At 47.8% G+C, this 13,014-nt stretch carries 7 protein-coding genes; 1 reads left to right on the top strand and 6 read right to left on the bottom strand.

What is annotated here, in order from left to right:
* Window positions 1–29: 29 nt before the first annotated feature.
* Together WCK19_RS15395 and WCK19_RS15390 are read right to left on the bottom strand one after the other, a co-directional pair.
* Window positions 30–467, bottom strand: a complete 438-nt coding sequence (locus tag WCK19_RS15395) for an OsmC family protein (protein WP_342398281.1) — start codon at window positions 465–467, stop codon at window positions 30–32.
* Between the two features lie 233 nt (window positions 468–700).
* On the bottom strand, window positions 701–1,330 hold the full coding sequence (locus WCK19_RS15390; protein ID WP_342398280.1) for a TetR/AcrR family transcriptional regulator: 630 nt from the start codon (window positions 1,328–1,330) through the stop codon (window positions 701–703).
* A 174-nt stretch (window positions 1,331–1,504) separates the two neighbouring features.
* Between WCK19_RS15390 and lon the strand changes: the two genes are divergently transcribed.
* Window positions 1,505–4,351, top strand: coding sequence for an endopeptidase La (gene lon, locus WCK19_RS15385; protein ID WP_342398279.1), 2,847 nt, complete (start codon window positions 1,505–1,507; stop codon window positions 4,349–4,351).
* Window positions 4,352–4,607: 256 nt separating this feature from the next.
* Here the strand turns inward: lon and WCK19_RS15380 are convergent, their stop codons facing one another.
* From WCK19_RS15380 to uvrA, 4 genes are all read right to left on the bottom strand, one after another.
* Window positions 4,608–6,644 (bottom strand): fibronectin type III domain-containing protein, encoded by a 2,037-nt coding sequence (locus WCK19_RS15380; protein WP_342398278.1) that lies wholly within the window; start codon window positions 6,642–6,644, stop codon window positions 4,608–4,610.
* A complete protein-coding gene (locus WCK19_RS15375; RefSeq protein ID WP_342398277.1) occupies window positions 6,641–7,870 on the bottom strand; it encodes a M20 family metallopeptidase in 1,230 nt (409 codons plus the stop codon). The genes WCK19_RS15380 and WCK19_RS15375 overlap by 4 nt, the downstream gene beginning before the upstream one ends.
* 325 nt (window positions 7,871–8,195) lie before the next feature.
* Window positions 8,196–9,422: a hypothetical protein gene (locus WCK19_RS15370; RefSeq protein WP_342398276.1), complete on the bottom strand. Its 1,227-nt coding sequence runs from the start codon at window positions 9,420–9,422 to the stop codon at window positions 8,196–8,198.
* Window positions 9,423–9,968: 546 nt separating this feature from the next.
* Window positions 9,969–12,869: an excinuclease ABC subunit UvrA gene (uvrA, locus tag WCK19_RS15365; protein WP_342398275.1), complete on the bottom strand. Its 2,901-nt coding sequence runs from the start codon at window positions 12,867–12,869 to the stop codon at window positions 9,969–9,971.
* Window positions 12,870–13,014 lie beyond the last annotated feature (145 nt).

Below are 13,014 nucleotides of genomic sequence, written 5' to 3'. Positions count from 1 at the left end.
CTAGATGTCAATCAATTTGTTGCACTCTATCAGGCTATAGCTGACCCTGTTTCTACTAGGCGCGAGGTCATAACTATCTCTACTGAACCCGCTAGGCTAGCAGATACGGAACAATATTTTTCGTGTGAAAGACCAATAGCTTTATCAACCGACTCTTGGCTCAGGTTATGACCTTCAACCACATGCTCCACCACAATTCGGTCAAATTTCTTGGGGTGTTCTTCATGTTCCCAGCCTTTTACCTCTAATCGGTAGCCGGATACTTCCTGTCGCATCTTTTTCAGCATAGAAATTACATCCATTGCGGTGCAGCCAGCCAATGATACTAGCAGCAGCATTTTAGGGGTAAAGCCTTCATCAGAACCCCCGAACTCCGCTTTAGTATCCATAATGACGGTGAATCCGCTTTCGGCAGTGGCGGTGAATTTCATGCCAGATTCCCAGTTTACTATAACTTCCTTAACCATAATATTGTTCTCCTTATAATCTGTTCTTATATATAGGGCGTATTATAATACCAATATAGCATATTTCGGGCAGGATGTAGCAAAATCTAGAAATAGTCAGTATTTCAAATCTGCCATAGTATCAAACAAAAATATTGCGGGTAGTATATACCACCCGCATGATTATTTGCACAATCTAAAGTTGATTCTTCAATAGATTCTTTTAATACCCTACGCTCAAACCTCCTTTCACCTCAACTAGTTTCATTGCCCAGATAGGCTTTGAAAAGTTCCAGAAATACCCGGTTAAGACGGCGACGGTCAAGGGAACGGCGGTCTGCCATTGCCCTGATATTGACCCCATCATAAACGGCAGTTATCAAGAGGGCAACCGATTCGGCATCAACCGCCCGGATTTGCCCCAAATCAATTGCTTCCCTGATTAGCCTAGCATACAAACTATCCAGAAAAGAGTACATTTTTTCAAGTTGCGCCTGTACAGTCGGATCAACCATCGCTTGATGCAAAAATTGAACGAAAAGCCGCCCCATTACATCGAAATTGTAACGGCGAGCAAGTTCTTCTTCCTGTTTTATCAGTTCTCCGGCGATACGGGTTAGCGCTTCAAGGCGTTGGAAAAAATCGGCTGGGGTTTCACTTACCTTCTGGAAATGGGCTGTAACATCTTCAACCCACAATTCCAGCAGGGTCAAAAATATATCATGCTTGTTATTAAACCAATAGTAAATACCGCCCTTACTGATACCGCACTCGGTGATTATATCCTCGATGGTGGTCAGGTCATAACCTTTGCGGGCAAAACAAAGCCGCGCTGCCATCATTATTTTTTCTTTGCGTTCTTCCTCTACACCGAGTTTTGGCATTTTTGAGCCTGAATTTTCATTGGAAATTAGCATGGGTTCGATATATAAAACCGCATAGTCGGTTTCATATTATTATAAGCGGTTTCCTTGAAATTGCAAGCTCATTCAAGTAGAATATAATTATTAAATAAACTAATACCGAGCGGGATAAATTTCCGACTCCTGGGGAGAAACATGTCCGACGATCAAAATAACCAGAAGACACGCAAGCGGAAAGTGCAAACGGAAAACCCGGAACCATCCGCAGATAAACCAAAAGCTACCAGCAAAAATGTGCGGCGCAAGAAAGAACCGACAGAGGCTCTAGTGGCTAGTCCCGAAAAGCCTCGTCGGTCTAGAAAAGTTGAAATAAAAGCTAATAACGAGATATTGCAAGGTCTCCAGAATATTGACCTAGACGATTTGAAGAACCTAGATGACGATAAAGCTGCCGCATTACTACGTTTGTTAGCTCAAATTGAAGCTGAAAAGAACAAAGCTGATAGTGATTCGGAAGAGGAAGAGGACAACAAGCCTCAAATCCCCGATATACTGCCAATCCTGCCGCTAAAAGACACTGTAGTTTACCCACTTACGGTTTTTCCATTGGCAGTTGGGCAAGAACGCTCAATACGCCTGATTGAGGATGTAGTAGGAGCGGGGGGGGATAGGCTGGTAGGGTTGGTAGCCCAAAAAAATATCGAGATGGAACAAGCGGGACCCGATGACAGTTTTAAAATCGGCACAGTTGCGCTGGTACACAAACTGCTGAAAGTACCGGATGGCTCTATCCGCCTTGCGGTGCAAGGAATTGAAAAAATCGAAGTGCTTGAATATGTCCAAACCGAGCCATATCTGAAAGCGCGTATCCGAATTATACAAGACGTTGAGGAAACAGGGGTAGAGGTTGAGGCGTTGATGCGCAACTCGGTCACTCTGTTTCAGCGACTCGTTTCCCTCGTGCCGCAAATTCCAGACGAACTGTTGATGACTGCCATCAACATAGAGCAACCTCGCCAGCTTGCGTACCTTATCGGCACCAGTGTACGGATGGAGCTTGCACAGCGTCAGGAAATTCTTGAAACTGCTAATGTGCGTGGAAAGCTGGAAAAGCTCAACGCCTTCCTTACCAAAGAATTGGAAGTGCTAGAACTGGGTCGCAAAATCCAGACTCAAGTTCAAGAAGAACTCAGCAAATCGCAGCGCGACTATTTCCTGCGCGAGCAGTTAAAAGCTCTCCAGAAAGAATTGGGAGAGGAAGACCCCCAAATCGCCGAAATTAACCAACTGCGCGAAACTCTCCAGAAATCACAAATAACGGCAGAAGGTAGGCGGGAAGCCGAGCGCGAACTAGATCGCCTTTCCCGCCTACCGCCCGCCGCTGCCGAGTATGGCGTAATCAAAACCTATTTGGACTGGTTGGTTAGCTTACCTTGGAATAAAACCACCGAAAATACGCTGGATATTATCAAAGCGCGTCAGACGCTCGATGAGGACCACTACGACCTCGAAAAGGTGAAAGAGCGTATTCTGGAATATCTAGCGGTACGCAAGCTGCGTCTTGAGCGTCAGAAAGCAGCAGAAGCGGGAGCGGCGCCGCCTTCGGAATCTATTGAGGATGACCCAACCCATCGCCCACCCACCTTTGAAGAGGTGCATCACTATACAGGTCCACGTGAGCCTATCCTATGCTTTGTAGGTCCACCGGGCGTTGGTAAAACCAGCCTTGGACAAAGTATTGCAAGGGCATTGGGTCGTAAGTTTACCCGTATGTCGTTGGGCGGTATGCGTGATGAAGCTGAGATTCGGGGACACCGCCGTACCTATATCGGAGCGATGCCGGGTCGTATAATTCAGGCTTTGCGCCGTGCCGAATCCTCCGACCCAGTCTTTATGCTGGATGAAGTGGACAAAATCGGTATGGATTATCGGGGTGACCCGAGTTCTGCCTTGCTGGAAGTGCTTGACCCAGAGCAAAACGGCGATTTCCGCGACCATTATCTGGATGTGCCTTTCGACCTATCCAAAGTAATGTTTATCGCAACCGCCAATTTGCTTGACCCCATCCCAGCGCCGCTACGCGACCGCATGGAAATTCTAACGCTGTCTGGATATACCGAGGACGAGAAAGTAAAAATCGCTTTCAATTATCTGATTCCTAAAATGTTGAAAGCAAACGCTCTCACCGAGGAGGATGCCGTATTTGAAGAAGCGGCAGTACACCGGATAGTGCGCGAATACACCCGTGAGGCAGGTGTACGCAACCTTGAACGGGAAATTGCAACGGTACTTCGGAAAATAGCCCGAACTGTGGCAGAAGGCAATACCGAAAAAACTTTGATAACTGATGCCAAAGTAACCGAATTGCTGGGCAAGCAACGCTATTTCTATGACGTGGCGGAGCGTACCCAACAACCGGGCGTGGCAACTGGTTTGGCGGTCACTGAAGTAGGCGGCGACATTCTATTCATTGAAGCAACCCAAATGCCCGGCAGCAAGAATCTGATGGTAACAGGGCAACTCGGCGATGTCATGCGCGAATCTGTGCAGGCAGCCTTAAGCTATGTTCGTTCGCGTGCCAAGCATCTGGGCATTGACCCGGCATTTTTCGAGAAAAACGATATCCACATCCATATTCCGGCTGGCGCAATTCCAAAGGACGGACCAAGCGCGGGTATCACCATTACCACCGCGATTGCTTCGTTACTAACCGGGCGTTCCGTGCATGGTGACATAGCCATGACCGGGGAAATAACCCTGCGCGGCAAGGTCTTGCCGATTGGCGGGGTCAAGGAGAAGGTGCTGGCAGCGCGGCGTGCCGGGCTTAAAACCGTTATTCTACCCAAAATGAACGAACGTGACCTTGATGACCTAACGCCTGAATTGCGACAAGAGATAACTTTTGTGCTGGTTGATAACATAGATGAGGTGCTGGAAGCAGCACTGAACAAACCCGGTGAACATAATTTGCCGCTCAACTCCTTTGAGGTAGAGAACGTCAACGAGGTTGTTACCAAACCAAAGAGCCGCAAAAAACAATAGCTCAACTCGAAGTTATTATTTCAAACTGGAACGGGCGTGAACTCCTTCGCGCCTGTCTTTATTCTCTCAGGGCAACCCTACCACGATTTTAAAATTGCGGTGAAGTTTTTGCAAACACACTACCCGAAAATGGATTTGCCGCAATTGCGTGAAATTGGGGCGCAATCTGCCCCGTTTTCTCGAAACCCTTTTGAAAGAAAATTAAAAACCCCTCGTACCCGATTGGGCAGAGGGGTCTAATCAACAACCAGACAGGTTACTGAGTGACAGGCGCGGGATTAACTGAACCCCAACTAAAATTGATTTCTTTAAGATTCACGTTCACCGAATCGCCTTTATAGCGAGCCGCCGCCGCGAAATTCCACTTGATACCGCTGGTGGTAATCGGGGTTGGGTCGAGGAAACTGCCGTAATCAACTTTTACCCTAACCTGATTCGCATCCCACACAATCAAGAAGTGGTGAGACAAAGCCGGGTCAAGTAGGTTAGGAGCGGAATAACGCCAGATGGGCCCATTTGCGGTAGTACCTTCGACCATAATAGTCAAGCCGTTTGGGCTGATTATTGAATCGCTTATCACGCCGACTCTGACCTCCTCACCGACATCATTTACCATTTGGACATAGGCTTTATAGCCGGAACCGCTACCAAAGCTGCAATTCTGCCCATTGGCATCGCAGACAGGCGCAAACTCCACATCCAACCCGCCCGAATTGCCGACATTGCCGGGGATTGTGCTTGCTCCGGCAGTGTAATTGTTGACCGGATTATCATTCCAATAGCTATCCACCACCCGCTTACCCTCAATCTTGACCGAACCGAAATCGGGGGAAATAGCGGTCTTCAAGCCCTGATCGGTTTGCCAATTGGTCAGTTGAGTAGTCATGCCGCTGCCGGTAGTAAAGGTCAGCTTATCGGAGGCTACCTCCTGCCCAATAACATCTCTGGTTCTTGCCCGCAGGTTATAGGTGCGATTCGGAGCAAGGTCGCCTAAATAAACTACATGGTTAGTACCCATAAAAGTATCGGGGTTAGTACGGAAGCGATAGTTAGTGTCAAAACCGTATTCCAACCAATCAGTCGTAGGTACATTGGTGTTCCAAGAAATAGTGGCATTGCCGCTACCGACATTCTTAATCTGAACATTGCTGAGCTGCACAGGTGTAATATTTGCGCCCCAGAGAAAGCTAACCGCTAAGCGATTGCCATCTTTCCAACCAGCACCGCCTAAACCGAGGTCAGTCCACCAAGTGCCATCGCCTATATCAATCGAACTTGGGTTGACCACATCATCCCCGAATTCATTCTTGCCATTATTGTAGTTACTAAAGAAGGCTTTTTCAGCCATCGGCATACCAACGGGCAGGTCATTCCACATATCACGAGGGGCTGTCCAGTAATTATCCTGATTACTCCACGGACCGACATCATAAACCGGGGCAACGCCGCTTTTGCCGTTCGGCGCAACAATCCGAACTTGGTAATCGTTACCGCCTTTTTTGGAGAGAGAACGCCAGCTTGGCAGCGAAACGAAGCGGTCATTCGGGACTATAATATGCCCGTTGGCAGTGCGTCCGCCTACCATCCCTTGCCGCGTACCATACACCTTGTAGGTAGCAGGTTGGGTGGCAGCCACAGCCAGCGCTTCCATATTAGCGTTATTACCGTTGAAGAAGGTATTAATATTCTGGCTATTGGCAGCCAGCGAAATGCCCATAAACTCAGGGCTTATGTCCTCGTCCGCTGAAAACATGCGGATGCGATATTCGGCGTAAAGATATAATTTGTCAGAGTCGAAGCGGGCTACTTGCCCACTCTGGTTTAAAAGCTCCCAAAGCGTCCAGTTTTGCCCGTCACGACTGGCGCGTACATCAATTTGGAGGGCAGTGCGAGCTGGCACATTCGCCAACCATTCCACCCGCAACATATTAAAAGGCTCGTTGAACTGGATAGTAGCAGAGTCCAGCAAACCAAAATTGAGCCATTTGCCGCTCCAAGCGGGTGGGGCTACTTTTTCATTGCCAATTTGGACGATATAGCTTCCGCCCCGATAAGTTACCAGCGCATTATTAGCGTTGGTGGATTGAACCTCTATCAAAGCATCCGCATTTTGCTTCAGCACTTGCGGGAAATCTGCGGTGGAAACAGTATTTATCTCACTTGAACGGTTAAGAGCAGACACATGAGTCATCGCCGCAGTTACAAGGCTCATAGCCAGTAACATTAGCACAAAGAGGCGCATCATATTCTCAAGTGAGTGCGCCGGATAAAATCTTAATTTTCTGTTAATCAACCTTTTACAACACCTTTGGAAGCCTGCTCAGTGAACTCGCGTTTGGCAGCCGCTAGTAATTCCGGCTTTGCCAACAAATCCAGCGCGGTTAACGCTAGAGCGCGGGCGGCGTTGAGCATCCCCCGTTGACCCACATCGGAATAAGCCGCTTCACGGAACTCTACGCTGTGTCCTGAAACGTCCTCTGGGGCTATAGCTAGATAAGCATGGATGGATGGCACCACTTGACTGACATTACCCATGTCGGTGCTACCCATCGCTTCGTTTGGCTCAGGCTGAACCACCTCCAGACCAAGCTTCTCCAGCTTTTCGGCAAAGAGGTGCGCCATTACACCGTTAGGAACCATATTGTCGTAGCGGGTATGTTCTAATACGTTGAAATCAAGCGTCGTGCTGGTTGCCATTGCAGCGGCTTCAGCACAGCGACGGAATTTATCCAAAACTTCATCGGCATATTTGCGATCTGTGGCACGCACGCTAAAAGAGGCACTGGCAAATTCTGGCACGATATTAACCGCTTGCCCTCCGTTGGTAATAATGCCATGCACCCGCGCATCAGGACGCAAGTGTTGTCGCAGCGCATTTATATTATTGAAAGTCTGGATAACCGCATCAAGCGCATTGATACCCATTTCAGGATGAGCCGCGCTATGGCTGGCTTTCCCCTTAAAAGATAACTCGATACGGGTGGCGGCAAGGCTACCGCGATTGGTTATATTGCGGGTACTAGGGTGGAAGATGAGAGCAGCATCTACGTTTTTAAACACATCCCTGTTTACCATCAGCACCTTGCCGCCGCCGCCTTCTTCTGCTGGCGTGCCGTACACCGCTAGTTGTCCGGGCAAATGGTCTAGCGCTTCACGCAAAGCCCAAGCTGCGCCTAGCGTGGCAGTTGCCATCAGGTTATGTCCGCAACCATGCCCTAAACCGGGCAGCGCATCGTATTCAGCCAGCAAAGCGATTTGGGGAGATGATTGGGAACCGGCTCTAGCTACAAAAGCAGTCTCAATTTCGGCAATACCGCGCTCAACCTCGAACCCGCGCTCTTCTAAAGAAGCGGTCAGCAAAGCGGCAGCACGAAATTCTTTGTAAGCGATCTCAGGGTCAGAATGAATTGTGCGGCTGATCTGGATTAGCCTTTCGCTGTCACGCTCAACCGCGCTTAAAATCTGGCTTTCCAGTTCTTTATACAACTTTTCGGTAATGTCATTCGCGGACTTAGACAAAAATGTTTTACTCCAGATAAAATCAAAACCTACAAGCAAAAACAATAGCTTGTACGCTAGTTACAGCAAACGCCTCAAGCGTTTTGATTTTCCCAGTTTCCCTGCACCTACGAGCCAAAATGACATCTAAACCCAAAGATGAGCAACAATGCACTATAATTATGTGCATTATAGCATAATATGGCAAGTCAATTTAAATTTCCCTGTGATTAATAGAAACAAAACAGGTGTAGCATCTCAAAAAAAGAAAGCCCCTTTGCCTATCTTCCCACGATTTTTTTTAGATGCTACAAACAATCAAAGGATGGTTTAAGCTGAATCAGCCTTAGTCTGCGGGTACTCCTTGTGCCGCCCATTCAAGGCATAAATCGGGATAGATTTGCTCACTTAATAGCTTGCGAAATACCGATTGCCGCTTTTCTCCCTGCGTAATTACCCGTAAGAGTGGCTCGCCCACCAGATAAGTAAAGATATAAGGTCTCCACAAAGGCGATTTTATGAATGACAAGGCTTTGAGCGCTTCGTTTTCGTTGCGAAGGCTATAGCGTTTTAGGTAAGCTACCGCCTCATCATCGCTTGCGCCGTCTTCATGAATCATAAAAGCCACATTTCCGCGAACCCAATTCAAATCTCCTTGCGCTTTGGCAATACGCGCTTCTTCAGTGGCGTTACCACCCTCAATACCGCAACGAGGAAATATCTCCGAAACCTGCCACTCAAATAGCTCATCCTCATCGAAAACAATGCGCTCGGCGGTGTTACCGATACCTTCGCTGATAACACATTCGGGCGTATTGATGAGCATAATTGAATTTTCAAGATAGCCTTTTTCCCGGAGCAGCTTTTGTTCTTTCAGAGCATGCTCTATATGATGTCCGGGATAGGCTTCGTGACACACCAAACGGCTAATATAGGGGGCTTGCACCGGCAAATCGGTATTTATCTCAATGCGGGATTTGTAATTACCCAAATACCAATTATATGCGCTCCACGGCTCATTCTTTACCTCCACAATTTCGAGGGTTTCTCCCTCCGGTAAATCCAGAAAGTGTGCAGAGCGTTGGCGTACTTCCTCGCAAGCAAAGGTAGAAACCTCCAACAAGCGGGCGGGCGGTATAGTCAACCATTTTTTGCGCTCTTCAAGTCGCTCTACCAGACTACCTTTGCCCGGAACTAATTCATCCAGTTCAGTTAGCGCATTTTCAAAAACCTTCTCTGCCACGCGCTCCGGTTTGCTATTAAAACAGGTAGCTACTTCTTCGCTATAACTGAAGTTCTGACCGCATAGTTTGGCGCAAATCAAGCGAATTGCCAACATTTGGCGTTTGAGATATTCAGCGCGGCGGTTAGTATAACCAACACTCGATAAAGCCTCCAATAATCGCGTTGCTTCTGCCAGTAATGCAAGCGGTTCAACTGACCTTTCCTGCTCAACCTCTGCCTTAATAAAAGAAGGTCCTACATAGGCATCCACAAACCCATCAAAATGGCGATTTATCAACAATGCCAGTCGGATAAAGCCTCGCGACCAATCATCATATTTGTTTTCCAATGTATTATTCTCCCTTCACGGATTTTATTTTAAACCAAGAAGCATAAGCAGCTTGCTCGTATTTAAGGCTCTTTTTAACTACAAGTGAAAATTTAAGATAGCAAGATTGTAACATTTTCATGTATGTTAGGCGCAACTTGAACTCAAGCAAATTCAGGGCTGTTGCAAGAAAGAAATTGTCCTCTATAAAACGGTTCTCAAAGGGGTTTGTGTAAAGGTGCGAGGTGATTTTGTAGTTCGGTGGTACAAATCACATGGGATTGGGGGCAATCATGGGAAGGGCGCCTCACCTGCCTGTGACCCGTAGGAGTTATGCCCCGAAGTGGGTAAGTTTCTCGCCCCTACGGGTTAATTTTCTTGGAGCGTTGACATTGGAATACCGACCTTGCAATCGCCCTGAAATTCGTAACAGGGAAAATGCGTTTGGCTCAAATTTCTCGCATCGAGTTTGAGGGGAGTTCGCCAGCAGTATCAGGGCTGATACCGTTTGTTCCCGTTTTTCAACTACACTGCTTTTTTTGTTTAGTTCCCATTTCAAAGCACATTCTAAGAGGCGACTTTTACCTTATGCCTACTGGACTCCACCTCAAAAACATGTTTGAGATATTGTCCGGTGTAAGATTCAGCTATGTCCGCTATATGTTCAGGAGTGCCTGTTGCTACCACATTACCGCCTCGATTACCGCCGTCCGGTCCGATGTCGATAACCCAGTCCGCCACTTTGATAATATCGAGGTTGTGTTCGATTACCACTACCGAATTACCGCCATCAACCAAGCGTTGCAGGATAGTGACCAAGCGAGAGACATCATCAATATGCAGCCCGGTGCTTGGCTCGTCTAGCACATACATGGTGCGTCCGGTAGGGCGTTTGGAAAGCTCGGAGCCAAGTTTTACACGCTGTGCCTCACCTCCAGAGAGGGTGGTAGCCGATTGCCCTAACCGAATATAACCCAACCCTACATCATGCAGAATTTGCAATTTACCATTGATGGCGGGGATACTGGAGAAAAATTCTAACGCTTCATCTACCGTCATATTCAGCACATCAGCGATGGTTTTCCCTTTATAAAGAATCTCCAAAGCCTCGCGGTTATAGCGTTTTCCCTGACAAACTTCGCATGGCACGTAAATATCGGGCAGGAATTGCATCTCGATTTTGATAATGCCATCGCCTTCGCACGCTTCGCAGCGTCCGCCTTTTACATTAAAGCTGAAACGTCCCGGATTATAACCGCGTGTACGCGCCTCCGGCACTTTTGAGAAAATTTCGCGAATCGGGGTAAACAACCCGGTATAAGTTGCCGGATTGGAACGAGGCGTGCGCCCGATTGGTGATTGATCAATGTCAATGACCTTATCCAAATGCTCGATGCCGAGAATACTATCATGCTCACCTGCTCGCTCTTTGGAACCGTACAAAACATGCGCTAGTTTACGGTAGAGCGTGTCAGAAACAAGGGTACTCTTACCGCTGCCGCTCACTCCGGTGATGGCTATCAGCTTGCCAAGCGGAAATTCCACATCAAGATTCTTCAGATTGTTCTCACGCGCCCCTTTTACCACCAATGTTTTGCCGTTGCCCTTGCGCCGCTTTTCGGGAGTTTTAATCTCCATCTCGCCCGATAGATATTTGCCGGTAATCGAGCGCGGGTTGCGAATTATATCTTCGAGTGTACCGGCAGCTATCACTTGCCCGCCATGCTCGCCCGCTCCGGGTCCCATATCTATTACATAATCGGCGGTACGAATCATCTCCTCATCGTGTTCCACAACTATCAAGGTATTACCCAGATTTCGCAAGCGCAACAAAGTTTGAATCAAGCGATTGTTGTCGCGTTGGTGCAACCCGATGCTTGGTTCGTCCAGAATATACAGCACTCCCATCAAACCGCTTCCGATTTGGGTGGCAAGACGAATGCGTTGCGCTTCCCCACCTGCCAGCGTACCTGCCGCCCGGTTCAGGGTGAGGTAATCAAGCCCAACATCGTTAAGGAAGGAAAGCCTCGATTTAATTTCTTTGATAATCTGGTAGCCAATCATGCGCTCGCGTTCGCTGAGCAGGTCGTGTGCGCCACCATCTGGCGTATCAAGGGGCCATAACCTGATGAAGAACTCTAGCCCATCCCGCACCGACATAACTGATACATCCATAATAGATTTGCTCACTACCAGCACACCCAATGCTTCGGGCTTTAAGCGTGCGCCCTTGCATTCGGGGCAAGTGCGCCCGACCATGAAACGTTCTATCTCGAATTTCATATAGCTATTACCGTTTTCAGAGTAGCGTTGTTTCAGGTCTGGGATTACGCCGGGAAAGGAAGCTTCGGTAACGCTAGTACGCATCTTGATTTTGAGGGGTTCACTATTATTGCCGTATAGCAATATTCCCATTTGCTCCGGCGTAAAATCCTTGAGAGGAGTTTTCAAGGTAAAACCATATTGTGCGCCTACCGCCGTTAACAGTCCGGTCATATAGGCGCTGTTCAGTTGCCCTAAACGATTCCAAGGCATTACCGCCCCTTCGCCAAGCGAGAGGTTGCGGTTGGGAATTACCAGTTCCGGGTCAAAATCCATAACTTCGCCCAAACCGCTGCAATTGGGGCAAGCGCCATGCGGTGTGTTGAATGAAAAAGTGCGGGGTTCGATTTCACCTAAGCTAATTCCACAATAGACGCAAGCGAAGTTTTCAGAGAAATACAGTTCTTCGCCGTCAATTATAGAAATTTGTACAATACCGTCGCCCAGTTTGAGAGCGGTTTCGATGCTATCGGAAAGCCGGTTTCTATCCTGAACATTACCCTGCTCATCGCGCCGAATAATAAGGCGATCTATTACCGCTTCGATATTATGCTTCTTGTATTTTTCAAGCTCGATGGTTTCGTCCACGTCTCGGATTTGCCCATTTACGCGGGCGCGTACAAATCCCTTCTTACGAATATCTTCAAAAATATGTTTATGCTCCCCCTTGCGATCTTTAATCAAGGGCGCAAGCACCATCAAGCGCGTTCCTTCCGCCAAGTTCGCTACCGAATCAACGATTTGTTGCACTGTCTGTCGCGAAATTTCACGCCCGCAATTGGGGCAATGGGGATGCCCTATTCTGGCAAATAACAGGCGCAAGTAATCATAAATTTCGGTGATAGTGCCAACGGTTGAGCGCGGATTATGATTTGTGCCTTTCTGGTCAATAGAGATAGCGGGGCTTAGCCCTTCGATATAATCTACATCGGGTTTTTCCATCTGCCCTAAAAACTGACGGGCATAAGCCGAGAGCGATTCAACATAGCGTCGCTGCCCTTCGGCATAGATGGTATCAAAAGCTAAACTGCTCTTACCGCTACCGGAAAGCCCGGTAATTACTATTAATTTATCACGGGGTATATCAATGTCAACATTTTTTAGATTATGCTCACGTGCGCCGCGGACAAGAATTTTATCGTGCATGAAGCCTCCTGATGCTGTTCGTTTCTGGCAAACATCTAGACATGCTACAAGATGATTCGAATGAAATCAAGCCACATCACCCGAAGGGAATGCCTAGTAATGCAGAGTAGAGTATAATTGCTTCGAGAAGCCAAGAAAAAAAGGA

Source organism: Candidatus Chlorohelix sp., assembly GCF_037138995.1.
GTDB lineage: Bacteria > Chloroflexota > Chloroflexia > Chloroheliales > Chloroheliaceae > Chlorohelix.
The sequence above is the reverse complement of the archived record's forward strand: the minus strand, read 5'-3'. Positions and strand labels throughout refer to the sequence as shown.

Coding starts and splice junctions, on each gene's coding strand:
- WCK19_RS15395 (WP_342398281.1), bottom strand. CDS start 467: ATGGTTAAGGAAGTTATAGTAAACTGGGAATCTGGCATGAAATTCACC.
- WCK19_RS15390 (WP_342398280.1), bottom strand. CDS start 1,330: ATGCCAAAACTCGGTGTAGAGGAAGAACGCAAAGAAAAAATAATGATG.
- lon (WP_342398279.1), top strand. CDS start 1,505: ATGTCCGACGATCAAAATAACCAGAAGACACGCAAGCGGAAAGTGCAA.
- uvrA (WP_342398275.1), bottom strand. CDS start 12,869: ATGCACGATAAAATTCTTGTCCGCGGCGCACGTGAGCATAATCTAAAA.